Annotated in this window: 18 protein-coding genes and 1 pseudogene; 3 read left to right on the forward strand and 16 right to left on the reverse strand. The window is 71.2% G+C overall.

Translation table 11 applies throughout. The annotated features are described in order from the left end of the window. The 12 genes from METY_RS19175 to arfB form a co-directional block, all read right to left on the reverse strand. Window positions 1-1,755: AAA family ATPase (locus METY_RS19175; RefSeq protein WP_160147393.1), on the reverse strand; the 1,755-nt coding region annotated here is incomplete at its 3' end. Further along, window positions 1,742-2,998 carry a metallophosphoesterase family protein gene (locus METY_RS19180; protein WP_103122997.1) on the reverse strand — a complete coding sequence of 419 codons (1,257 nt, stop codon included), beginning with the start codon at window positions 2,996-2,998 and terminating at the stop codon, window positions 1,742-1,744. The genes METY_RS19180 and METY_RS19175, both read right to left, overlap by 14 nt. A gap of 376 nt (window positions 2,999-3,374) precedes the next feature. Then, complete coding sequence (locus METY_RS19185) at window positions 3,375-4,355, reverse strand: branched-chain amino acid ABC transporter permease (protein WP_103122998.1); 981 nt, start codon at window positions 4,353-4,355, stop codon at window positions 3,375-3,377. A gap of 199 nt (window positions 4,356-4,554) precedes the next feature. Then, the gene (locus METY_RS19190; RefSeq protein ID WP_103122999.1) at window positions 4,555-5,442 is read right to left on the reverse strand and encodes a branched-chain amino acid ABC transporter permease; all 888 of its coding nucleotides are present in this window, start codon (window positions 5,440-5,442) and stop codon (window positions 4,555-4,557) included. A gap of 210 nt (window positions 5,443-5,652) precedes the next feature. Continuing rightward, window positions 5,653-6,429, reverse strand: a complete 777-nt coding sequence (locus METY_RS19195; RefSeq protein WP_244593743.1) for an ABC transporter ATP-binding protein — start codon at window positions 6,427-6,429, stop codon at window positions 5,653-5,655. Next, window positions 6,422-7,186, reverse strand: coding sequence for an ABC transporter ATP-binding protein (locus METY_RS19200; protein WP_103123001.1), 765 nt, complete (start codon window positions 7,184-7,186; stop codon window positions 6,422-6,424). The genes METY_RS19195 and METY_RS19200 overlap by 8 nt, the downstream gene beginning before the upstream one ends. A 150-nt stretch (window positions 7,187-7,336) precedes the next feature. Next, entirely contained in the window at window positions 7,337-8,539 is a 1,203-nt protein-coding gene (locus tag METY_RS19205) for an ABC transporter substrate-binding protein (protein WP_103123002.1), read from the reverse strand. Window positions 8,540-8,987: 448 nt separating this feature from the next. Continuing rightward, on the reverse strand, window positions 8,988-10,514 hold the full coding sequence (gene amaB / locus METY_RS19210; protein WP_103123003.1) for an L-piperidine-6-carboxylate dehydrogenase: 1,527 nt from the start codon (window positions 10,512-10,514) through the stop codon (window positions 8,988-8,990). A 135-nt stretch (window positions 10,515-10,649) separates the two neighbouring features. Next, window positions 10,650-11,435 carry a DUF1499 domain-containing protein gene (locus METY_RS19215; protein WP_103123004.1) on the reverse strand — a complete coding sequence of 262 codons (786 nt, stop codon included), beginning with the start codon at window positions 11,433-11,435 and terminating at the stop codon, window positions 10,650-10,652. A gap of 4 nt (window positions 11,436-11,439) precedes the next feature. Beyond that, window positions 11,440-12,603, reverse strand: a complete 1,164-nt coding sequence (locus METY_RS19220; RefSeq protein ID WP_103123005.1) for a M48 family metallopeptidase — start codon at window positions 12,601-12,603, stop codon at window positions 11,440-11,442. Continuing rightward, window positions 12,604-13,809, reverse strand: a complete 1,206-nt coding sequence (locus METY_RS19225) for a YjgN family protein (RefSeq protein WP_103123006.1) — start codon at window positions 13,807-13,809, stop codon at window positions 12,604-12,606. A gap of 73 nt (window positions 13,810-13,882) precedes the next feature. After that, window positions 13,883-14,302, reverse strand: coding sequence for an alternative ribosome rescue aminoacyl-tRNA hydrolase ArfB (gene arfB / locus METY_RS19230; protein ID WP_103123007.1), 420 nt, complete (start codon window positions 14,300-14,302; stop codon window positions 13,883-13,885). Between the two features lie 132 nt (window positions 14,303-14,434). Here arfB and METY_RS19235 point away from each other — a divergent pair, with 132 nt between their 5' ends. After that, window positions 14,435-15,517 (forward strand): sensor domain-containing diguanylate cyclase, encoded by a 1,083-nt coding sequence (locus tag METY_RS19235; protein WP_103123008.1) that lies wholly within the window; start codon window positions 14,435-14,437, stop codon window positions 15,515-15,517. A gap of 65 nt (window positions 15,518-15,582) precedes the next feature. Here the strand turns inward: METY_RS19235 and METY_RS19240 are convergent, their stop codons facing one another. Next, window positions 15,583-17,244, reverse strand: a complete 1,662-nt coding sequence (locus tag METY_RS19240) for a calcium-binding protein (RefSeq protein WP_103123009.1) — start codon at window positions 17,242-17,244, stop codon at window positions 15,583-15,585. 267 nt (window positions 17,245-17,511) lie between these two features. Here METY_RS19240 and METY_RS19245 point away from each other — a divergent pair, with 267 nt between their 5' ends. After that, on the forward strand, window positions 17,512-18,561 hold the full coding sequence (locus METY_RS19245; RefSeq protein WP_103123010.1) for a TIGR03032 family protein: 1,050 nt from the start codon (window positions 17,512-17,514) through the stop codon (window positions 18,559-18,561). On the opposite strand, the gene METY_RS19250 is transcribed toward METY_RS19245, so the two are convergent. From METY_RS19250 to uvrB, 3 genes and pseudogenes are all read right to left on the reverse strand, one after another. Then, entirely contained in the window at window positions 18,539-19,261 is a 723-nt protein-coding gene (locus METY_RS19250; protein ID WP_103123011.1) for a calcium-binding protein, read from the reverse strand. The genes METY_RS19245 and METY_RS19250 overlap by 23 nt on opposite strands. A gap of 6 nt (window positions 19,262-19,267) precedes the next feature. Then, window positions 19,268-19,351 (reverse strand): annotated as a pseudogene (locus METY_RS21795) (hypothetical protein); the annotation flags it as partial. Between the two features lie 105 nt (window positions 19,352-19,456). Further along, the gene (gene uvrB / locus METY_RS19255) at window positions 19,457-22,219 is read right to left on the reverse strand and encodes an excinuclease ABC subunit UvrB (protein ID WP_103123012.1); all 2,763 of its coding nucleotides are present in this window, start codon (window positions 22,217-22,219) and stop codon (window positions 19,457-19,459) included. A gap of 187 nt (window positions 22,220-22,406) precedes the next feature. Here uvrB and aqpZ point away from each other — a divergent pair, with 187 nt between their 5' ends. Beyond that, a complete protein-coding gene (gene aqpZ, locus METY_RS19260) occupies window positions 22,407-23,135 on the forward strand; it encodes an aquaporin Z (RefSeq protein WP_200819741.1) in 729 nt (242 codons plus the stop codon). The last annotated feature ends 11 nt before the right edge of the window (window positions 23,136-23,146 follow it).

Below are 23,146 nucleotides of genomic sequence, written 5' to 3' on the forward strand. Positions count from 1 at the left end.
CTCGCGGGCGCGCCGGTCGGCGAGTTCGTCCGCCAGCGCCAGCGTCCGGTCGACGCTCTCGGTCTCCGCGGCCCGGACCGTGGCGTCCTGATGCGCGACGCCCGCGCGGTGCGCTGCGCGGACCTGCGCCCAGGCGGCCTCGCGGGCGGCCCGCGCGGCGCTGAGCGCCGCGTCTGTCGCGATCTCGCCGCCGGACTGCAGCCGCGCGATGGCGGCGAGCGCCGCCGAGCGCTTCGCCTGCGCAGCCACTCCGGCCTCCGCATGTCGGGCGCGGCGCTCCGCGCGGGCCTCGGAGGCGGCCAGCAGGTGCCCTGCGCTCTCGGCGGACGGGCAGGGCAGGTCGCGCGCAGCCGCTGCGTCGGCGAAGCCCATCGCCTTGGCGCGGGCGGCGACGTCCGCGGCGGCCGTCCTGGCCCGAGCGGCGCGCGCCTCCGCTTCCGCCGCCAGCGAGGGCAGGCCCGCGAGCTCCGCCGGCGCGACGCCCGAGGGCCTGTGATGGCCGGCGGCGTGCGCCGCGGCGATGCGGGCGTCGAGTCGGCGAAGCGCGAGAGCGCCGTCGCCGATCTGCGCGTCCAGCGCCGCGCGTTTGGGCGCGCGGGCCTCGGCCGCGGTCGCGAGCCGGCGCACGGCCTCCACCGCCTCCGGCGGCGGGAGGCGCAGGCTCAGGTCCTCGTCCTCGCGCGCGCCGATCATGCGGCGCAGCCGCGCGAGGTTGGTCTCGGCCTGCGCAAGCTCGCGCTGCCGGTTCGGCCGGTCCTCGCGCGCCTTCGCCACGTGCACGAAGTCCTCGACGACGTCGCGGATCGCGGCTTCCGCCGCCACCAGCGCGTCGTCGACCGCGATCGCGGCGAGCCGCTGGCCCAGCGTCGCCGCGACGGCATCGCTCTCCGCCAGCGCCTTCTCGGCCTCGGCGCAGGCGGTCAGCGCCGCCCTGGCCTCGTGCGCAAAGGCGTCCGGCAGAAGCGCGAGGTCCGGGTCGGCCGCAAGCCGCGCGGACAGAAGTTCGAGCCGCTGCAGCAGCGGCGAGACGCGGGCGATGCGCTCGAGGCCCGAGCGTTCGCGGGCGAGCGCCCGGCGGGCCTCCCGCAGCCGCGCGGTCTCGGCCTCCGCCTCGGACAGGGCCGCGCGCGCGCGGTCGTAGGCTTCCTTCGTGAGGAGCCCCGCCTTGGCGTCGCGGTCGGCCTCCTCGAAGGCGGTCAGCGCCTTGTAGAAGGCGCGCTCGCCCGAGCGCCGCGGCGCGAACAGGCCGTCGCGCGCGCGGTCGATGGCCTCCAGCCGCGCGACGAGGCTTCTCAGACCCCCGCCGGCCTCCACGATCAGCCGGCCGATCTCGCCGTCGGCGGTCAGCATGCGCTCGCCGCCGTCGCGCAGGCGCGTGTGGTCGAGGCCGAACAGGCTCTCGAAGCGTTCGCGGGTGGTCGCGCCCAGCAGCGCGGCGAGCAGGCCTTCCTCGGCGGGCGCGCCGTCCCAGTCGGTGAGCGTCCGCCCGGCCCGGCCCTTGCGCCGACGAAGCGCGAGTTCGCTTCCGTCCGCCCGGACAAGCCGCGCACCGATCCGCATGGCGTCGTAACCAAACACCCCGCCGCGGGCCGTCTGCGGCGGCACGCCGAACAGGAAGTCTCCGACCGCCGCGAGCGAGGTGCTCTTGCCGGCCTCGTTCGGGCCGTAGACCACAGTGAGCCCGGGGTGCGGAAAGGCGATCGTGCGGGCCTTCACCGCGCCGTAGCTGTCGAGCGCGAGCTCAGCGAAGCGCATCGTCGCGTCCTTCACCGACGAGCGCCAGCGCCAGCGCGCGGGCCCGCGCCGGGGCCTCCGCCCGCAGCGCCTCCAGCAACGCCTCCGCCCGCGCCGAGGCGGGGAGACGGGCGCGGATTTCAGCGATTCTCGCCTCAAGCTTGTCGGCCAGCGCCTCCGCCGGCAGGGCCGCGATCTCGGCCTGGATGCGGCCCGCGACGGTCGGGTCCGGCGCCGCTTCTGTGGCCTTCGGTGCGCGGGTTGCGAGGCTGAGCTTCTCGAGCCAAACCTCGGCGGAGAGGCCCGCCGCGATCGTCTCCGCCTCCTCGCGCAGCTCCGCCCGGCGCAGCGCCAGCTCGCCGTGCAGCGGCGTCTCGCCGGCCAGCGTCAGCCGCAGCGCCAGCGGCCGGCCCTCGGCGGCCTCGCCCGCGCGCTCCATCGCGTCTCGCAGCCGGCCCAGCGCCTCGGCGGAGGTGGTGGCGCCCCCGACGTCGACGCGCTCGTGCGCCCAGCGCACCGCGTCGAGCGTCCGGTGCTCCAGGCTCTCCACCGCGCCGTCTTGAACGCGAACGAGCGTCGCGCCCTTCGCGCCGGTCTCGCGGGCGCTGCGGCCCTGCAGGTTGCCGGGGTAGACCACGTAGGGCCGCTCGTTGAGCAGCCCGCGATCGTGGATGTGGCCAAGCGCCCAGTAGTCGTAGCCGTGATTGACCAACTGCTGGACAGAGCAGGGCGCGTAGGCCGCGTGTTCGCCCTCATGGCCGATGCAGGCGGTGTGCAGCAGGCCGATGTTGAACGCGCCGGCGACCGGCGGGGGATAGGTCTGCGCCAGATTTTCGGTCACGTCGCGCTGGGGAAAGCTGCGCCCGTGGATAGCGACGTCGATCTCCGGGAGGGTCGCGGTGTGGGCGGCCCGGGCCGAAAACAGCGTGACGTTGTCGGAGAAGTCGAGCTTCGCCATGAAGCGGTTCTCGGCGTCGTGGTTGCCGAGGATCATGTAGACGCGGACGCCCGCCTCGCGCAGCCGGGCGAGCCGCGAGACCAGGAACAGGCCCGCGCGGATGTTGCGCAGGTCGCCGTCGAAGACGTCGCCCGACAGCAGGACGAAGCGGCAGCCCTCGTCGATCGCAAGCTGCACGAGAGCGTCGAGCGCCGTGCGCGAGGCGTCCTCCACCCGCGCCGCGAAGTCCGGCGAGCGGCCGGAAAGACCGATCAGCGGACTGTCGAGGTGAAGGTCCGCCGCGTGGAGGAAGCTGAAGCTCGCCATGAGGCAGGGACGCTACACCGAAGCGGGGGCGAGGGGAGGGGCCGTGACGCGATGGGCTGTGGGGAACCGCCGACGGCGGATCGTTTGCTTTGTCCGAAGAGATGCGCTCGGCCATGCCCCGGCTCGTCCGGGGCATCCACCGCGCCGAGGCGCTGCAGGTGGCGGATGTCTGGATCCCGGACAAGCCGGGGGATGACGGCGGGGCGAGGGGCAGGGGATGTGCGCTCGGACGAGCTCCGGTCGACGTTCCCCCACCGTCCGCCGTCGTCCTCCGGCTTGACCGGAGGACCCATCTTCGTCGTGGCGCGCGACGTCGAAGATGGATGGTCCGGACAAGCCGGACCCTGACGGCTGGGGTGGGCAGGAAAGCGCCCCTTCAGTCCTCGCCGCGCCCGGCCAGCCGCTTCCCCCAGCGCGTCGCGAGCAGCTCGCCCACTACGCCGCGGCGGAAGGCGAGCACGCAGAGCATGAAGGCCACGCCGATGACGATGGTCGGCGGGAAATCCGAGGTCGCGAGGTAGTTCTCGAGCGCGGTGACGATGGCGGCCCCGACCACCGGTCCGATCATGGTTCCGATGCCGCCGAGCAGTGTCATCAGGATGACCTCGCCCGACATCTGCCAGCCGACGTCGGTCAGCGTCGCGAACTGGAACACCAGCGCCTTGGTCGCGCCCGCAAGTCCGGCGAGCGCCGCGGACATCACGAAGGCCGCGAGCTTGTAGGAGCCGACCGATATCCCGAGCGAGGTCGCGCGGCGCTCGTTCTCCCGGATCGACTTCAGGATCATGCCGAAGGGCGATTCCGTGATGCGGTGGATCGCGACCATGCCGGCGAGGAACACGACCGCGACGAAGCCGTACATGGCGAGCGGCTGATTGAGATCGATCACGCCGAACAGATGCCCGCGCGGCACGCCCTGGATACCGTCCTCGCCGTGGGTGAACTTCGCCTGCAGGCAGAAGAAGAAGAACATCTGCGCGAGCGCCAGCGTGATCATCGCGAAGTAGATGCCCTGCCGGCGGATGGCGAGGAAGCCGACCGCGAGCCCGAGGGCCGAGGCGCCTGCGACGCCCACCAGCACGCCGAGCTCCGGCGTCAGACCCCATTCCTTCACCGCATGGGCGGTGAAATAGGCCGCGCCGCCGAAGAACGCCGCATGGCCGAAGGACAGCAGGCCGGCGTAGCCGAGCAGCAGGTTGAAGGCGGCGGCGAACAGCGCGAAGCACAGCAGCTTCATCACGAAGATCGGGTAGACCACGAAGGGCGCGACCGCGAGCAGGACGAGCCCCACGGCGATCAGCGCGACCCCGCGCCCCTTGGAGCGCCCGGCGGCGGGAGCGAGCGCGGCGTCGGTCATGGCCGTGCGGTCCTAGAGCCGGCGGTTGCGCGCCGCCTCAGCCGGCGGTTCGCGCCGACCTCTTGTTGCCGGGGAGAGGTGAAGACCTGCGCCTCCTCCCGAAACGAAACGCGAGCGCGCCGCGCGTCACCTCTCCCCGGCAGGAAGAGGTCGGATCGCGCAGCACTCCGGGTGAGGGGGCTCACGGCCCTGCATCCTCTCACGCCGTCCTCCCGAACAGGCCTGCGGGGCGGATCAGCAGGACGATCGCCATGATGACGAAGATCACGATGTTGGAGGCCTCCGGGTAGAACACCTTGGTGAGCCCCTCGCAAAGGCCGAGCATGTAGCCGGTGACGACCGCGCCGAGGATCGAGCCCATGCCGCCGACGACCACCACGGCGAACACCACGATGATGATGTTGGAGCCCATGAGCGGGCTGACCTGGTAGATCGGCGCGGCCATCACGCCGGCGAGCCCCGCCAGCGCGGCGCCGAGGCCGTAGGTGAAGGTGAGCAGCAGCGGTACGTTCACCCCGAAGGCGCGCACCAGCGTCGGGTTCTCGGTCGCGGCGCGCAGGTAGGCGCCGAACTTGGTCTTCTCGATCGCGAGCCAGGTCGCGACGCAGATGGCGAGCGAGGCGACCACCACCCAGCCGCGGTAGTTCGGCAGGACCATGAAGCCGAGGTTGCGCGCGCCGGTGAGCGCCTGCGGCACGGCATAGGGCTGGCCGGCCGAGCCGTAGACGTAGCGGAACGAGCCCTCGATCGCGAGCGCGAGGCCGAAGGTGAACAGCAGCCCATAGAGCGGGTCGAGATCGTAGAGCCGCGAGAGCGCCAGCCGTTCGATCGCCGCGCCCGCGAGGCCCACGATCAGCGGCGCGAGGATCAGCGCGCCCCAGTAGCCGATCCCGGCGTAGGCCAGCAGCAGGTAGGCGACGAAGGCCCCCAGCATGTACTGCGCGCCGTGGGCGAAATTAATGATGCGCAGCAGCCCGAAGATGATCGCGAGTCCGAGGCTCAGCAGCGCGTAGAACGAGCCGTTGATCAGCCCGACCAGCAGCTGACCCAGAAGCGCCTGAAGCGGAACGCCGAACACCATGGTCATGGGGCGCGCTCCATGGGACAGGCTCGCCGCGATCCCTCGCCTTGCAAAGGGAGGGTGGCCGGCGGAGCCGGTCGGGTGGGGTCGGCCCAAGCGCGAGCGCGACGTCCAAGGACCCCGCCCGACCCTTGGCTGCGCCAAGGGCCACCCTCCCCAAGCTCCGCTTGAGGAGGGATCCGCGCGCCTTGGCCTGAAGCCGGGCGTTCTCCATCCTCACACCCCCAGCGCCTCTTTCAGCCGGTCCATGCGGTCGGGCAGCTCCGCCGCCGCGAAGCCGTCGACGATCTGGCCGTGGTCCATCACGTAGAACCGGTCCGCCACCCGGCTCGCGAAGCGGAAGTTCTGCTCGACCAGCAGCACCGTCATGCCGCGGCGCTTCATCTCGAGAATGATCTCGCCGATGCGGTCGACGATGACGGGCGCGAGGCCCTCCGTCGGCTCGTCCAGCAGCAGCAGCGTGACGCCGGTGCGGAGCACTCGGGCGATGGCGAGCATCTGCTGCTCGCCGCCGGAAAGCTGCGTGCCCGCGCTGCGCCGGCGCTCCTTCAGGTTGGGAAACAGCGCGTAGAGCTCCTCCACCGTGAAGCCGCCCGCGGCGACCACCGGCGGCAGCGTCAGGTTCTCCTCGACGGTGAGCGAGGCGAAGATTCCGCGCTCCTCCGGGACGAAGCCGAGGCCGGCGGCCGCCACCTTGTGCAGCGGCGTGCCGATCATCTCGCGGCCGTTGAGGCGGACGGAGCCCGTGCGCTTCGGCAGGATGCCCATGATGGCGCGGAGCGTCGTGGTCTTGCCCACGCCGTTGCGGCCGAGCAGCGTCACCGTCTCGCCGGAGGCGACGTCGAGGTCGACGCCGTGCAGCGCGTGGCTCTCGCCGTACCAGGCGTTCAGCCCGCGCACCTTCAGCAGCGCCTGGGCCACGGGCTTCGTCCCGCGGGACGAGGGCTGGAGCGTGGAGTTCGACGGCGGCGGCGCCAGCGGAGCCTCAGTCATGGCCCGCTCCGAGATAGGCGACGCGCACGCGCTCGTCGCGGGACACCGTGGCGTAGTCGCCCGAGACCAGGATCTCGCCGCGCTGGAGCACGGTGACGCGGTCGCAGAGGTCGGCGACGACCTTCAGGTTGTGCTCGACCATCAGCACCGCGCGGGTCCTGGCCACGTCGCGGACGATGGCGGAGACCACGGCGACGTCCTCATGGCCCATGCCGGCCATGGGCTCGTCGAGCAGCAGCGCCTTGGGGTCGAGCGCGAGCGTGGTCGCGATCTCGAGCGCCCGCTTGCGGCCGTAGGAGAGGTCGGCGGCGGGGCGGTTGCGCGCGTCCTTGAGGCCCACAAGCTCGATCAGCTCCAGCGCCCGCGCGTTCAGCCGGTCCAGCGCGCTCATCGGCCGCCAGAACTGGTGCGCGAGGCCGTTCGGCCGCTGCAGGGCCACGCGTACGTTTTCCAGCACGGTGAGGTGCGGGAAGGTGGCCGAGATCTGGAATGAGCGCGCCAGCCCCATCCGCGCGACCTTGGACGGCGAGGTCTTGGTGATGTCCTGGCCGAGCAGCGTGATCCGCCCCTTGGTCGGCTGCAGGAACTTGGTCAGCAGGTTGAACACGGTGGTCTTGCCCGCGCCGTTCGGCCCGATCATGGCGTGGATCTCGCCGTGCCGCAGGTCGAGGTCGACGTCGTTCACCGCCGTGAACCCGGCGAAGTCCTTCCGCAACCCGCGGCAGGAGAGGACGATCTCGGAACCTGGAGCGTCCATGGTCACGTACGGGTGTCCTTTAAGAGCGCCGTCTTGCCCCGGCTTGTCCGAGGCATCCACCGTTCCGGCAGGCGGACGCTCCGGCCTGGATCCCCCGGCCAAGCCGGGGGATGACGGAGCGTCATCGGCGGCCGTTTGCACAGCGGGCCGTCACTGCGCCAGCGGGCAGCCGCTTTCCGACGGCTTGATGTAGGCCTGGTCGCCAGGAACGGTCGCGAGCACCTTGAAGTAGTCCCAGGGCTGCTTGCTCTCCTCCGGCTTCTTCACCTCCATCAGGTACATGTCGTGGATCATGCGGCCGTTCTTGGCGACGATCCCGCCCTTCGCGAAGACGTCGTCGACGGGCATGGCGCGCATGGCCTCGGCCACCTTCTCGGTGTCGTCGGTCCCGGCCCGCGCGATGGCCTTGAGGTAATGCGTCACGCCGGAATAGGTGCCGGCCTGGATCATGTTCGGCATCCGCTTGGTGCGCTCGAAGAAGCGCTTGCCGAACGCGCGCGAGGCGTCGTCGCGGTCCCAGTAGAAGCCTTCGGTGAGAGACAGGCCCTGCGCGGCCTCGAGCCCAAGGCCGTGCACCTCCGCGAGGGTGAACAGCAGCGCCGCCAACCGCTGGCCGCCGGCGACGATGCCGAACTCCGAGGCCTGCTTGATGGCGTTCGCGGTGTCGAGGCCGGCGTTGGCGAGGCCAATCACCTTCGCGCCGGAGGACTGCGCCTGCAGCAGGAAGGAGGAGAAGTCGGCGTTCGAGAGCGGATGGCGCACCGAGCCCACCACCTTGCCGCCGTTCGACGTCAGGAACTTGGTGGTCTGGGCCTCGAGCGAATAGCCGAAGGCGTAGTCGGCGGTGAGGAAGAACCAGCTGTCGCCGCCCGCCTTCACCAGCGCGCCGCCGGTGCCGACCGCGAGCGCGTTGGTGTCGTAGGCCCAATGGAAGCCGTAGGGGCTGCACTGCTTGCCGGTCAGCTCCGTCGTCGCGGCGCCGGTGACGAGGTTGATCTTCTTCTTTTCCTTCGAGAGCCCCTGCACCGCGAGCGCGACCGAGGAGGTGGTGAGCTCCATGATCGCGTCCACCTGGCCGGTGTCGTACCACTGCCGGGCGATGTTGGAGGCGATGTCGGGCTTGTTCTGGTGATCGGCGGTCACGACCTCGATCGGCATGTCGAGCACTTTGCCGCCGAAGTCCTCCACCGCCATCTTGGCGGCCTCGTAGGACCACTTGCCGCCGAAGTCGGCGTAGACGCCGGACTGGTCGTTCAGGATGCCGATCTTGACCTTGTTGTCCGACACCTGAGCCGCCGCGGGCAGCGCGCTCGCCACGAGCAGCGCCGCGGCCATCGCCGCCGAAAGCTTCATGCTTCATCTCCTCCCAGAGATACGCCGGCCTGTCTCGCCCGTTTTCGGGTCATGCGGCGGCGTTGAAGACGTTCTTGGCGCGCGACTTCGCGATTCTTCGTATTGTGACGAAGCGCGCACGGTTTTGTTCACTATCGGAAGGTCGCCCGAGGTCCGAGCGTCGCCGCGTTTCCTCTTACATCTCCTGAACTCGGCGACGTTGCCCGTCGCTCTCTGCCCGACACGAGCCTAGCATCGGGGCGAAGGCCATCAAGCGCTAAATTTCGTTTTGGACGGGGATGCGAAAGGCGCGCGCTTGGCCCCGCCCTCGCCGTCGTCCTCCGCCTCGACCGGAGGACCCACGCCCGCGTCCATCGCGCCGATTGACGTGGGGTTAGATGGTTCGGTCAAGCCGGACCATGACGGCGTGGGTCGTCTTCGGATGATTGAAACGTCGCTCGCCGGCCACTCACCCCACGTCGAACCGGACCCCCTGCGCCAGCGGAAGCGAGCGGCCCCAGTTCACGGTGTTGGTGGCCCGGCGCATGTAGGCCTTCCACGCGTCGGAGCCGCTCTCGCGGCCGCCGCCGGTCTCCTTCTCGCCGCCGAAGGCCCCGCCGATCTCGGCGCCCGAGGGCCCGATGTTGACGTTCGCGATGCCGCAGTCGGAGCCGCGGTCGGACAGGAACAGCTCCGCCTCCCGCAGGTCGTTGGTGAAGATCGAGGAGGACAGGCCTTGCGCCGCCGCGTTGTTGAGCGCGATCGCGGCGCCCAGGTCGGCGTGACGGACGACGTAGAGAACGGGCGCGAAAGTTTCTTCCAGCATCGGTCCCTCCTGCCGCGGCAGCTCGACCAGCGCCGGCCGCGCGTAGACGCCGGGCCCGGGCAGCCGTTCGCCGCCGGTCACCCGTCCGCCCAGCGCCGCGGCGGCGCCAAGCGCGCGGGCCATTCCCGCGGCGGCGGCCTCGTCGATCAGCGGCCCGACGAGCGTCTTCGGGTCGCGCGGATCGCCGATCGCGACCGAGCCGTAGGCCTTGGCGAGGCGCGGGACGAAGGCGTCGTAGACCGCGTCATGCACGAACAGGCGTCGCAGCGTGGTGCAGCGCTGGCCCGCCGTGCCCATCGCGGCGAAGGCCACGGCTCGCAGCGTCAGGTCAAGGTCGGCGGAGGGGCAGACGATCGCGGCGTTGTTGCCGCCGAGCTCCAGCAGGGCCTTCGCGAAGCGGGCGGCAAGACGGGGCGCGACCGCCCGGCCCATGGCGGTGGAGCCGGTGGCGGAGACGAGCGCGACGCGCGGGTCGTCCACCAGCGCTTCGCCCGCGGCGCGGCCGCCGATCAGCGTTGCGGTCAGTCCCTCGGGCGCGTCGCCGCCCGCCGCCCGAAAGCGGGCGAGGGCGCGCGCCAGCAGCGCGTCGACGGCGAGCGCCGTCAGCGGCGTCTTCTCGGACGGCTTCCACACAACGGCGTTGCCGCAGACCAACGCCAGCGCCGTGTTCCAGGCCCAGACCGCGACAGGGAAGTTGAACGCCGAGATAACGCCGACGACGCCGAGCGGTCGCCAGCTCTCCGACATCCGGTGTTCGGGCCGCTCGGTCGCGATGGTGAGCCCGTAGAGCTGGCGGGACAGGCCGACCGCGAAGTCGCAGACGTCGATCATCTCCTGCACCTCGCCGAGACCTTCGGAGAGGATCTTGCCGGCCTCGAGCGTGACGAGCCGTCCGAGCGGCTCTTTGGCCGCGCGCAGCTCCTCGCCGAACAGCCGCGCCAGCTCGCCGCGCTTCGGCGCCGGGACGTCGCGCCACGCGCGGGCGGCCTCCGCGGCGCGTCCGATGGCGCGATCCACGGCGCGCGCGTCGCTCTCCACGAGATGGCCGATCACGGCGCCGTCGATCGGCGAGCGCGCGGGAAGCCCCGCCGGGCCCAAGCGTCCGAGGTCGACGCCGAGCGCGTCAAGGACCTGGCGCGCCTCATCGACGGGGGGGTGGAGCGTGGTCATTGTTCGCCTCCCTCTCTCGCCAAGGCGCTCAGCGCCGAGGCGTCACACGCGCCGTCGCTCCGGGCGAAGTCCCCGAACCACGACGTGGTCATCGGCTGCGCCCGACGCGTCTCGAAGCACCCACGCGCCCTCGCGTCACCCCCCGCCCGCCGCCGCCTTCAGGTCGGCGAGGAAGCTGCGGATGCGCTCGGCGTTGGCGCCGAAATCGCCGCGGCCCAGGCGGGAGGCGGAGCGCATGTCGACGCGCGATCCCGTTCCGTCCTCGCGCACGCGAATCACGACGTCGTCCTCGAAGCCCAGCACGGGCGTGCGCGCCACCGCCTCCACGCGGCCGAGCGGCGGCCCGCCGCGCGGGTAAGCGGTGGGGCCGAGCGTGCGCCAGCCGCGCTCCTCCACCAGCGCGATCACGAGGTTCGACACTTCGTCGGGCCCTTGCGACAGCTTCAGCGGCTGAAGGTCGCCGTAGGCCGCGCGCAGCCGCTCGGCCTGCTCCGGCGGGATCGGGCCGGGGACCGGCAGATCGCCGGGCGTGCGGTCGCGGACGGCGCGAGTGAAGGCGGGCGGGTCGGCGAGGTCGGTCGCGACGTCGTTCAGCACGGGCGCCCCGAACCCGCGGGCCGCCACATAGGCGGGGCCTGCGAGCACCGCGAGCGCGATGGCGATGGCCGCGACGGCGCGCACGCCGCCCCGCAGCCCCGTGGTCCAGACGACGACGAGGGCCGCCGCCCCGAGCAGGATCGCGATCACGGCGATCCCGAGCCCGGAGGCGAAGGCGGCGAAGGCGGCGAACGGCTCCACGAGCCGCAGGCGAATCAACGCGAAGGCGTAGAGCGCGACCAGCGCCGAGAACCACGCGAACGCGAGCGCGAGGCGCGCGAGGCGGGACCGGCGGCGCGGCGGCTCTCTCAGGTCGAACGTCACGCGGTCAGGATCCCTCGTCAGCCGTCTCAGGCCCGCAGATCGTCTTCAGCGCCGCGAAGGCGGCGGCGTCCAGCGCGGGCCTCGCGGGCGCGTCGCCCGCCGCGGCGTCGATCGCGCGGCGGCGCTCGGCGACCGCCGGATGAGACGAGAGATAGTCGAGCGCGGAACCGCCGTCGCGGTCTTTCTCGACGTCGGCCCCGTCCTTCGACTTCGACTCGGCGACAAGGCGGTCCAGCATCGTCCCGAGCGCGCGCGGGTCGGCGCCGATCCTGCGCATGAGACGGACCGCGTAGAGATCGGCGTCGCTTTCCGCGGCGCGCGAATAGGACGCCTCGCTCAGCACCCGGGCCACGAAGATCGTCGCCGCGCCGCCGCTGAAGTCGCCGAGCACGAAGCCGAACAGGAACGACAGCCCGCTCGCCTGCAGCACGCGGCGGGAGCCGTCGCGATGCGCCACGTGCCCGATCTCATGCGCCAGCACGCCGGCGATCTCGTCGGGCGTCTCCGCTTCGCGGATCAGGCCGTCGAACAGGTAGATGTAGCCGCCCGGCAGCGCGAAGGCGTTGGGGATCGAGCTGCGGACGGCCACGATCTTCAACGGCACGGGAAGCGCCGCGGCGTCGGAGAGCTTTGTCGTCAAGGCGTCGAGCGCGGCCTTGCCCGCCGCTTCGCCGTCGCCCGCGCCGCATTCGAAGTCGCCGTCGCCGGTCGGCAGCAGGAAGCGGATCTGGGCGTCGAAACCTTCGCCCATGCGTTGGTCGACGCTCCAGGGCAGCAGCGGCGCGATCCGGTCGGCGAGCGCCGGCAGGCCGTAGACCGCGAACAGGCCGGCGGAGACGGCGGCCGCGCAGCCCCAGAGCGCGACGCGCCGCCTGAGGCCCCGCTCCGCGCGCTCGCCCGCGGCGAGGCTTGGCGCGCGCGCCCGGATCGCCGCGGCGAGGGCTGCGTCTCGCACGTCCAGCCGGGCGAGGGCGTGCGCCGACTGCGACGACAGCCGCAGCGCGCCGGGCGGTCCCGCGACCTCGCGCAGCAGCGAGTAGGGCCAGAGCTGCGGCGCGGCGCCGTCGCTTTCGCTCAGGCGAAGCCCCGTGTCGTCGAGCGCGACGAGCACCGGCCGGCGCCGGCTGGTGACGCCGTCGAAGTAGGAGGCGGGACCGCTCAGCCCCATTCAGAAGCCGCCGAAGTCGAGCGCGTCGGCCACGCCCTCGCCGAAGGCGTTGGCGGGCGGCGTCGCGGACTGGGCGGCGGCGAGGTCGGCGAGCCCCAGGATCGCGACGCTCTCGAACGATTTCCGCCACAGCCCGCGCGCGCCGATGAGCTGCCAGAGCGCGGAGGCGCCCAGCGCGGCGCCCAGATAGAGCGCTAGTCCCAGAACGATGACGATCGGGCTCGGGGCGCGCTCGAAGTCGACGAGGCCTGCGAAGGCGCCGCCCGCAAACACGGCGCCGCCCGCGGCGGCGAGGGCCAAGCCCAGGAGCAGCAAGGCGCCGAAGAAGAGGAGATAGGTCTTCAGGAAGGCGAAGAGGCCGAGATCGCACTCCGCCCGCGCCGGGCCGATCCGGCATGCGTTCGCCCACCAGCGGAACTCGATGGCGTTCAGCAGGGGGAAGGTCACGAAGAGTGCGAGGTAGAAGGTGACGGTGAAGAAGCCCGCCGCAGCGGCGGTCCGGCCCGCGGCCAGATCCTGCTGGGAGGCGGCGTAGTGCACGCCGAGGAAGGCCGCCGCCGAGCCGAGGCCGACGACGACCGCGAACAGCCACAGCAGGACGCCCTTGCGGAACAGCTGCCCGCCCGTGCCGTCGAACGCGCCCTGCTGGTCGCCGTACCAGGTGTTGCGCATCTTGAAGCGCTCGAGGCTGGCGCGCATCCAGGGGTAGGCCAGCCCGAGCGTGAGGACCGCCACGATCAGCCAGCCGAGGCTCCGTCCGGCGTAGGCCCAGCCCGAGCCGGTCTGCTGCAGTCGCACGCCGCGCCAGATCGTGCGCGTCAGCCGGTAGCGGCGCGCCCGGTAGAGCGCGTATTGCGCCAGAACCACCACGAGCAGGGAGACCGCCACGTTCACGAGCGGCCCGAAGGCGCCCGCGGCGATGCCGAGCAGCGCCGCGCCGCCGTAGAGCGGGATGAGCACGCCGAGCGCGATCAGGAAACCGATGAACAGTTCGAGCCCGCGCCCGGTGTATTCCAGCGCGTCGCCGTCGATCTCGACGTTGTTCCAGAGGAAGCGGCGGACGTCGGTCTGGTACCAGAACCGGTAGACGCCGAGAGTGACGACGCTGAGGGCGAGACCCTTCAGAACGAGCGGCGCCATCGCCCGCTTCGTCCCGTGAAACCGCGGGCGGATTGCGCCCCATCCGCCGTTCGGCCCGCCGTCCATGTTCGCTCTCCCCTTAGCCGACTCACAACTCGGAGCTTCACGAGCTTAGCCCGAACCCAAAGCCTCGCCGCCATCAGTCCATCGTCGGTCGACCACGCAACGCCTTGACGTCGCCCCGCTTGGTCTTGCCCTCGATCCGGCGAACCTTGGAGGCCTTCGTGGGCCGCGTCGGACGCCGTGGCTTCGGCTTCTCCGCCGCCTCGCGCACCAGAGCGGTCAGGCGTTCGATGGCCTCGGCGCGGTTATCGCCCTGCGTGCGGTGCGACTGCGCCGTCAGCACGAGCACGCCCTCGTTGGTGAGCCGCGAGCCCGCGAGCTTCATGAGGCGGATCGCCACGTCGTTCGGCAGCGAGGGCGAGCGCCGCACGTCGAAGCGCAGCTGCACCGCCGTCGAGACCTTGTTGACGTTCTGGCCGCCCGGTCCGGACGACCGCACGAAACTGAGCTCGACCTCGTTGTCGTCGATCGACAGATTTGGTGTGATCACGATCATGACTTTAAGAGTCGTTTCACGTTTGGCGTGCGTCGTTCGCGGGGCGAAGCCATGCGCGAGGGCGAAACCTGCGCCCCTCGCCGGGCGTCGGCCGCGCTCCCCGGCGCGCGGCGCCGACCGAGAGGCCAGCCTATGACCGAGCCGTACGCCTCACGCAACGAGGACGAGCGGATCGCCGCCCTCGAGCGGCTGCGGATTCTGGACGCGCCGCCCCCGGCGGGGTTCGATCGCATCGTGGCGCTGGCCCGCGACCTGATGCGCGCGCCGGTCGCGATCCTGACGATGATCGACCGCGAGCGCGCGTGGTTCAAGGCAAAGCGCGGCGTGGAAGGGGACGGCGCGCCGCGGGAGCTGGCCTTCTGCAACCGCACGATAGAGGGCGCCGGGCTGCTCGTGGTCGACGACCTCGCGGAGGACTCGCGCTTCGCGGACAACATCCTCGTCACGCAGCACCCGTCGTTCCGCTTCTACGCCGGGGCCCCGCTGGCGCTGACGCCGAACGTCAATCTCGGCACGCTCTGCGTCATCGACGACAAGCCGCGCTCGCTCGACGCCGACCAGCGCGAGGTTCTCGCGCGTCTCGCGGAGCTCGCCTGCGACCAACTGCGTCTGCACGAGATCAACGAGACGCTGAAGCAGGAGATCGCCGCCCGCCAGCGCCTGCAGGCGGAGCTGGAGGAGCAGGGCCGCGAGCTCGAGCGCCAGCGCGACGCGCTTCGCCACCTGGCCGAGCATGATCCGCTGACCGGCGTCGCGAACCGCGCGCTGCTGCAAGGGCGGCTCGACCAGGCGGTGGCCTCCGCCGAGGGGCGCGTCGGGCTGCTGCTGATCGACCTCGACGACTTCAAGCGCCACAACGACCTCTACGGCCACCCCGTGGGCGACGCGCTGCTGCGGACGGTGGCGCGGCGGCTGGAGAGCTGCACGCGGCCGGGCGATCTCGTCGCCCGCGTCGGCGGCGACGAGTTCGTGCTGCTCGCGCCGGGGATCGCGCACCGCGACGACCTGCAGGCTCTCGGCGACCGCGTCGTCGCCACGCTGTCGCGCGAACCGGTCGTCGTCGGCGAACTCGCGCTCGTCTGCCGCGCGAGCGTCGGCGCGTCGCTGTTCCCGGACGACGAACGCGAGGCCGACCGCCTGCTCGCGGTCGCCGACAGCGCCATGTACCGCGCCAAGGCGGCGGGCAAGGGCCGCGCCGTCTCCCGCCCGGGGTGAGGCGAGCCTCCGGAGCGGGGCGTGAGGGGACTGCGGTCTCCTTCACGCCGTCTCTGAGGTCAGCTTCAGCCGAATAGGTCCGCGTCGAGGAAGTGGTCGGCCGTCAGCTCCGGCGCGCCGCGGAGCGTGGCGAGCAGCACGGCCCGTCCCGATCCCGAGCCGTCGGCGTCGAACAGCAGCCGGCCGTTGGTCTCGTTGTAGACGAAGCGGGCCTCCGCGGTGGTCGCGACGCCGCCCACGTTCGACTCGAACAGGCTCGCATCGAAGCTCGTCAGGCCGAAGCCTTCGACGTCGATCGCGATGAAGTCGGAGTCGATCTGGAAGTCGGTGATGGTGTCGCCGGCGTCGCCCACGTCGTGGAACAGGAAGGTGTCGTTGCCGGCGCCGCCGGTGAGTACGTCCTTGCCGGCGCTCCCGATCAGCAGGTCATGGCCCGCGCCGCCCTTGATGCTGTCCGCGCCGAGGCCGCCGGCGAGCCGGTCCGCGCCGGCGCCTCCGGTCATGGCGTTGTCGGAGTCGTTGCCGGTCACGGCGAGGCCGTCAGCGCTGCGGACGATGACGTTTTCGACGTTGGCGGCGAGGATGTGGTCGACCGTCGTGTAGACGGTGTCGGTTCCCTCGTCCGCGAGTTCGACCACGACGTCGCCGGCGTCGTTGACGAAGTAGCTGTCGTCGCCGGCGCCGCCGATCATGCTGTCGGCGCCGCCGCGGCCGTCGAGGCGGTCGTCGCCGTCATAGCCGATCAGCGTGTCCGCGCCGACGCCGCCGGTCATGGCGTTGGCGAGGGCGTTGCCCTTGACCGACAGGCCGGCGTCGCCGCGGATGACGATGTTCTCGACATTGTCCGACAGGCGGTAGGCGGACGTGGTGTAGACGGTGTCGACGCCTTCGCCGGCCAGCTCGACCACGACGTCCGACGGCTTGTTGACGACGTAGGAATCGTCGCCGAGCCCGCCGACCATGGTGTCGACGCCGCCGCGGCCGTTCAGGGTGTCGTCGCCGTCGAGGCCGTACAGCGTGTCGCCGCCCGCGCCGCCGATCAGGCTGTTGTCGAGCGCGTTGCCGGTGAGGGTGAGGCCGGTGTTGGCGAAGGCGATGATGCGCTCGACGTTGTCGGGCAGCGTGTAGTCGACCGTCGTGTAGACCGTGTCGTAGCCTTCGCCGCCGTTCTCCGTCACCACGTCGTCGGCGCTGTCGACGTAATAGCGGTCGTCGCCGTCGCCGCCGATCATCTCGTGGGCGCCGTCTCCGATCGCGCCGAGCGTGCCCGTCCCTCCGTCGACGATCTGCGGCAGCACGCCGGCAGGGCCTGAGCTCTGGATCATCGTGTAGTTGCCGTCGTTGTAGCCGTAGCCCGCGAAGCGGATGTAGTAGGTCTCGCCCGCGACGACGCTGAATTCCTCATAGAAGTTGCCGGAACCGAAGCTGGCTCCGGATCTTAGCTCCTGGAGAGAGCCGAACGACGAAGAGCCGTCCGGGGAGAGGAAGATGTTATAGGCGAACGACGAATCGAAACCTTCGGTCTCGAGAACGATCGTGCCCGTCGCCGACGCCGTGTAGACGAACCAGACGCTGTCGTCCGCGTCGTTATCCGGGTAGGGGTCGCCGTCATAGGCGGCCGGTTCTCCGACCTGCAGGGTCGCGTCGGCGGTCGTGCCGCTGTACGTGAAGCCGTCACCGGCGATGACGATGGCGTTTTCGATGTTGTCGTTGACAGGCTGCGCCATCGGCGTCTGCTCCTAAAGGCGTATTCGTGCGCGCTATAAGACGGAGCTTGTCTGTAGGAAAGTTTAACTGTGTAATGTTCAATCGAAAATCAAAGTTTTCCTGAACACGACAAGCAACCCGTGCCGGGACGGGACAAGCCGGCCGCCGTTCCCCCATGCCGCGGGGTAGCGCGCTCGCGATTGCGCCGAGATCGTTGCCCGGCTATCGCTCGCCGCGCGGCCGCGCTGCGCCGCCGGACCCCGCCTCCAGCCTCCGAGCGTCGCCGCGTGACTGACCCCGCCGAGCCCTTCGCCGTCTCCACATCGCCCGGCTTCGCCGCCTGGCTCGCCCGCGCGAAGGTCAGCCTCGCCTTCTCCACCTACCAGGCCGGAAAGCTGCTGATGCTCGGAGCGCGGCCGGACGGGCGGCTGTCGGTGTTCGAGCGGTCGTTCAAGCGCTCCATGGGGATCGCGGTCGCGCCCGGCGGCCGCAGCTTCGCCCTGGCCACGCACAACCAGATCCTGCGGTTCGACGACGTCCTGCCGCGCGGGCAGCGGAAGGACGGCCACGACGCGGTCTATGCGCCGCACGCCGGATGGATCACCGGCGCGTCCGACTCCCACGACGTCGGTTTCGGGCCGCGGATGCGGCCGATCTTCGTCAACACGCGGTTCTCCTGCCTCGCCTTGGTCTCAGACGGCCATTCGTTCAAGCCGGTGTGGCGGCCTCCCTTCATCACGGCGCTGCAGCCAGAGGACCGCTGCCACCTGAACGGCCTCGCCATGCGCGGCGAAGCGCCGGCCTACGTCACCATCGTCGGACGCTCGGACGCCCCAGGCGGCTGGCGCGAGATGCGCGGCGACGGCGGAATGGTCATGGACGTCGCAACCAACAAGACGGTGGTCGAGGGGCTCTCGATGCCGCATTCGCCCCGGCTGGCGGACGGCAGGCTCTGGGTGCTGAACTCAGGCCGCGGCGAATTCGGCTTCGTGGACGTCGCCGCCCGTCGGTTCGAGCCGCTCGCGTTCTGTCCCGGCTACGCCCGCGGCATGACCATCGTCGGCCGCCACGCGGTTGTCGCCCTGTCCCTGGCGCGTGAGAACAGGACCTTCGGGGGGCTCGCGCTGGAGGAGGAACTGGCCCGGCGGGGGGAGGAGCCCCGCTGCGGGCTGCTGGTGATCGACGTCAAGACCGGCGAGACGGTCGAGTGGGTCCGCCTCGCCGGCCCGGTGCGGGAGCTCTACGACGTGGCGGCTCTTCCCGCCGTTGCGAACCCGTCGCTGGTCGGGCTGTTCGGCGACGACGTCGACCACGTCATCTCGATCGAAGGGGTGTGAGGGGCGCCTCGGCGCCGCCTGCTTCCGGCCGGGATGGAGCGGTCCGCGGGAGACGGACGCGCGTCGGCACCCTGCGACGGCGCGTCAGACGAGCAGGCTGGCGTCCGTGAAGTCGTCCGCCGGCAGTTCGGGCGCGCCGCGGAGCGTCGCGATCAGCACGGCCTGAACCGTCGGCGTCGAAGAACAGCCGGCCGGTGGTCTCGCTGTAGACGAAACGGGTGCCGGCGTCGGTCGCGAGCCCGCCGGCGTTCGACTCGAACAGGCCGGCATCGAAGCTCGTGAGATCGAAGTCCGCGCGGTCGATCCCGATCTTGTCGACGCCGATCTGGAAGTCCGTGATCGTGTCGCGACCCTGGTCGACGTCCGTGAACACGAAGATGTCGGCGCCGGCGCCGCCGGTGAGCACGTCATTGTCCCCTCCGCCGAACAGCACGTCGGCCCCTCCGCCGCCGTTGATCCGGTCCGCGCCTGCGCCGCCCGAGAGCGTGTCCGCGCCGACCCCGCCGGTCATGACGTTGTCGGAGTCGTTGCCCGCGACATCGAGGCCTGCCGAACCGCGCACGACGACTTTCTCGATGTTCGCTGACAGGGCGTAGTCGATGGTGGCGTAGACCGTGTCGGTTCCTTCGTCCGCCAGTTCGACCACGACGTCGCCGGCGTCGTTGACGTAGTAGCTGTCGTCGCCGTCGCCGCCGACCATGCTGTCGGCGCCCGAGCGGCCGTCGAGCTTGTCGTTTCCAAGGCCGCCATGAGCGTGTCGGCGATCTACTGATGGCCGCCGAATTTGGATGTGCGCAAAAGATTACTTGCGGCTCGGCTCCGCCAGTCTAATCGCCCCGCCGGAAGCCGACGCGCCGGCGGCGGGGAGGCTTGGCGAGACCGCCAATCTCCGCCGTCAGCGCCGCTTCGGCCCCTGCCGCCGTCCGCCCGGGCGGTAGTTCGTCGTCATGTTGTCCGGCTTCGCCGGAAGCGGCAGCACGGGCTGCAGCGGCGTCGCGCGGTCGGTGCCCGGACCCATGTCGTCCAGCGACGGCTTCGACACGCGCGATCTGCTCGCCGAAGACTTCGGCGGCTCGTTGGCGGAGCGGCCGTACCTGCGCTCGCCGGCGTAGCCGCCGGTCTGGCGGTCGATGTCCTGCTGGCGGGCCAGCGGGTCGTCGGCGAGCAGCAGCTCCGTCGCCTGCAGCCGCTTGATCTCGTCGCGCAGCCGGGCGGCGGTCTCGAACTCCAGGTCGCCGGCGGCCTTGCGCATGCGCGCCTCGAGATCGGCGAGAGTCGCCTTCATGTTGTGGCCGGCCTGGGGCGCGTCCTCGGCGAAGCCCTTGTCGACGGTGACGCGGTCGCGCTCGTACATCGAGTTCATCACGTCGGAGATGTCGCGCTTGATGCTCTCCGGCGTGATGCCGTGCTCGGCGTTGTAGGCGAGCTGCTTCTCGCGTCGCCGGCCGGTCTCGGCCATGGCCCGCTGCATCGAGCCCGTCTCCTTGTCGGCGTAGAGGATGACCTTGCCGTCGACGTTGCGGGCGGCGCGGCCGATGGTCTGGATCAGCGAGGTTTCCGAACGCAGGAAGCCTTCCTTGTCCGCGTCGAGGATCGCGACCAACGCGCACTCCGGGATGTCGAGGCCTTCGCGCAGGAGGTTGATGCCGACGAGCGCGTCGAAGGCGCCGAGGCGCAGGTCGCGGATGATCTCGATGCGCTCCAGCGTGTCGATGTCGGAGTGCATGTAGCGCACCCGCACCCCGTGCTCGTGCAGGTACTCCGTCAGGTCCTCGGCCATGCGCTTGGTGAGCACCGTGATCAGCGAGCGGTAGCCCTTGGCCGCGACCTCCTTCACCTCGCCGAGCAGATCGTCGACCTGCGAGCGGGCGGGGCGCACGTCGATCACCGGATCGACGAGGCCCGTCGGCCGGATCACCTGCTCCGAGAACACGCCGCCGGTCTGCTCCAGCTCCCACGCGCCGGGGGTCGCCGAGACGTGGATGGTCTGCGGGCGCATGGCGTCCCACTCCTCGAACCGCATCGGCCGGTTGTCCATGCAGGAGGGCAGGCGGAAGCCGTATTCGGCGAGCGTCGCCTTCCGCCGGAAGTCGCCGCGGTACATGCCGCCGATCTGGGGCACGGTGACATGGCTCTCGTCGGTGAAGACCAGCGCGTTATCCGGCAAATATTCGAACAGCGTGGGCGGCGGCTCGCCGGGCTTGCGGCCCGTCAGCCAGCGCGAGTAGTTCTCGATGCCGGCGCAGCTTCCCGTCGCCTCCATCATCTCGATGTCGAAGGTGCAGCGCTGCTCCAGCCGCTGCGCCTCCAGCAGCCGGCCCATCTTGGTGAGCTCGACCAGACGGCCCTTCAGCTCCTCCTTGATGCCCTTGATCGCCTGGTTCAGCGTCGGCCGCGGCGTGACGTAGTGCGAGTTGGCGTAGACCTTCACCGCCGCGAGGTCCTGGATCTTCGCGCCCGTCAGCGGGTCGAACTCCTGGATGCTCTCGATCTCGTCGCCGAACAGGCCGATGCGCCAGGCGCGGTCCTCGTAATGCGCCGGGAAGACCTCGATCGTGTCGCCGCGCACCCGGAAGGTGCCGCGCACGAAGTTCACGTCGGCGCGCTTGTACTGCAGCGCCACGAGGTCGGCCATCAGCTGCCGCTGGGAGACGGTCTCGCCCACCTTCAGCACGAAGGTCATCGAGGTGTAGGTCTCGACCGAGCCGATGCCGTAGATGCACGACACCGAGGCCACGATGATGACGTCGTCGCGCTCCAGCAGCGACCGCGTCGCGGAGTGCCGCATGCGGTCGATCTGCTCGTTGATCGACGACTCCTTCTCGATGTAGGTGTCCGAGCGCGGAACGTAGGCCTCCGGCTGGTAGTAGTCGTAGTAGGAGACGAAGTACTCCACCGCGTTGTCGGGGAAGAACGACTTGAACTCGCCGTAGAGCTGCGCCGCCAGCGTCTTGTTCGGCGCGAGGATCAGCGCCGGCCGCTGGGTCTCCTGGATGACCTGCGCCATGGTGAAGGTCTTGCCGGACCCCGTCACGCCCAGCAGCACCTGGTCGCGCTCCTGCCGGCGCACGCCGTCCACCAGCTCCGCGATCGCGGTGGGCTGGTCGCCCTTGGGCTCGAACGGACTCGACAGCCGGAAGGTCTGGCCGCTCTCCAGCTTGTCCGGCCGGGGCGGGCGGTGCGGCACCCAGGGCTTGCCCTGCAGCTCGGGCCGCCCGTGCTGGATCAGGTCCTCGAGCGCCTTGACCGTGGCCGAGACCGAGGCCGAGGCGTCGAAGTCCGCGGGCAGCGCGGCGAGGTCGGTCTCCGGCGTCGCGCCGAAGCCGCGCGGGGCCTTCTGCGGGTCGGGCGCGCCGGCGGGCGCCGCGTCCCGCTTCTGCTTGCGCTTGCCCTTTTCCGGGGCGACGGCGAGCTTGCGCGCGCCCGCGGCCTTGGCGGGGATCGCCTCCGGCGCCGGACCCTCGCTCGCCGCCCGCGCCGTCGCCTCGTCCGCCACCGCGGCCCGCGCGGCGTCGGCCGCCTTCGCCCCGCGGCCGAGCGCGCGCAGCAGCGCGGCGTCGCCGGAGATCTCGGTCAGGTCGAGGGGCGCCCCGGCGTCGAAGGCGGCCTGAGGCTGCTCCGAAAAGCCGGGGGAGGGGCGGCGCGTGGGCTTTGGCATGGAGGCAATATGGAACGTCCCCCGCGGCATTGCGAGGGGAGAACGCGCCATGAACGCCGCGCCCCCGCGCAGGCCCGGCCTGCGCCCCGCGCCGCACGACCTTTGGCGATCTATTCAACAGGCCGCGAGCGGATAATCCTCGTCGGGCCCTCCGGGGGAGGGCGCAGGGGAGGCTTTCATGACGGACATGGCGCGGCGCGTGGTCGCCGAATTCTTCGGGACCTTCTGGCTCACCTTCGGCGGCTGCGGGGCGGCGGTGCTGGCCGCGGCCTTTCCGGAGCTCGGCGTCGGCTTCCTCGGCGTCGCCTTCGCCTTCGGCCTGACCGTGCTCTCCATGGCCTACGCCGTCGGCCACATCTCGGGCGGGCACTTCAACCCGGCCGTGACGCTCGGCCTCTGGGCCGCGGGCCGCTGCGCCCCGAAGCACGTCGCGCCCTACATCGCGGCGCAGGTCGCCGGCGCGATCGTCGGCGCCGGCGCGCTCTACCTCATCGCCTCCGGCAAGGCCGGCTGGATCCCCGCGGGCTTCGCCTCCAACGGCTACGGCGCCCAGAGCCCCGGCGGCTACGGGCTCGGCGCCTGCCTGCTGACGGAGCTGCTCGCGACCTTCTTCTTCCTGTTCATCATCCTGGGGGCGACCTCGAAGGGCGCGGCCACCGGCTTCGCGGGCATCCCGATCGGCCTCGGCCTGACGCTGATCCACCTCATCACCATCCCCGTCACCAACACCTCGGTGAACCCGGCCCGCTCGACCGGCCCGGCGCTGTTCGCCGGCGGCGAGCACCTCGCCCAGCTCTGGCTGTTCTGGCTCGCCCCCATCGCCGGCGCGGTGATCGCGGGCCTCCTCGCCCGCTGGCTCTACGCCGACGGCGCGATCGTGGACACCATGGTGGTGGAGGAACGCGGGGTGGCGTGAGGGGGACGCGC

The organism is Methylopila sp. Yamaguchi (assembly GCF_002897035.1).
Taxonomy (GTDB): domain Bacteria; phylum Pseudomonadota; class Alphaproteobacteria; order Rhizobiales; family Methylopilaceae; genus Methylopila.

Excerpts from the sequence above, each read along its gene's own strand:
- METY_RS19180 (WP_103122997.1), bottom strand. The coding sequence starts at position 2,998 with ATGGCGAGCTTCAGCTTCCTCCACGCGGCGGACCTTCACCTCGACAGT.
- METY_RS19200 (WP_103123001.1), bottom strand. The coding sequence starts at position 7,186 with ATGGACGCTCCAGGTTCCGAGATCGTCCTCTCCTGCCGCGGGTTGCGG.
- METY_RS19235 (WP_103123008.1), top strand. The coding sequence starts at position 14,435 with ATGACCGAGCCGTACGCCTCACGCAACGAGGACGAGCGGATCGCCGCC.
- uvrB (WP_103123012.1), bottom strand. The coding sequence starts at position 22,219 with ATGCCAAAGCCCACGCGCCGCCCCTCCCCCGGCTTTTCGGAGCAGCCT.
- aqpZ (WP_200819741.1), top strand. The coding sequence starts at position 22,407 with ATGGCGCGGCGCGTGGTCGCCGAATTCTTCGGGACCTTCTGGCTCACC.
- arfB (WP_103123007.1), bottom strand. The coding sequence starts at position 14,302 with ATGATCGTGATCACACCAAATCTGTCGATCGACGACAACGAGGTCGAG.
- METY_RS19195 (WP_244593743.1), bottom strand. The coding sequence starts at position 6,429 with ATGACTGAGGCTCCGCTGGCGCCGCCGCCGTCGAACTCCACGCTCCAG.
- METY_RS19225 (WP_103123006.1), bottom strand. The coding sequence starts at position 13,809 with ATGGACGGCGGGCCGAACGGCGGATGGGGCGCAATCCGCCCGCGGTTT.
- METY_RS19205 (WP_103123002.1), bottom strand. The coding sequence starts at position 8,539 with ATGAAGCTTTCGGCGGCGATGGCCGCGGCGCTGCTCGTGGCGAGCGCG.
- METY_RS19250 (WP_103123011.1), bottom strand. The coding sequence starts at position 19,261 with ATGGTCGGCGGCGACGGCGACGACAGCTACTACGTCAACGACGCCGGC.
- METY_RS19240 (WP_103123009.1), bottom strand. The coding sequence starts at position 17,244 with ATGGCGCAGCCTGTCAACGACAACATCGAAAACGCCATCGTCATCGCC.
- amaB (WP_103123003.1), bottom strand. The coding sequence starts at position 10,514 with ATGACCACGCTCCACCCCCCCGTCGATGAGGCGCGCCAGGTCCTTGAC.
- METY_RS19185 (WP_103122998.1), bottom strand. The coding sequence starts at position 4,355 with ATGACCGACGCCGCGCTCGCTCCCGCCGCCGGGCGCTCCAAGGGGCGC.
- METY_RS19220 (WP_103123005.1), bottom strand. The coding sequence starts at position 12,603 with ATGGGGCTGAGCGGTCCCGCCTCCTACTTCGACGGCGTCACCAGCCGG.
- METY_RS19190 (WP_103122999.1), bottom strand. The coding sequence starts at position 5,442 with ATGACCATGGTGTTCGGCGTTCCGCTTCAGGCGCTTCTGGGTCAGCTG.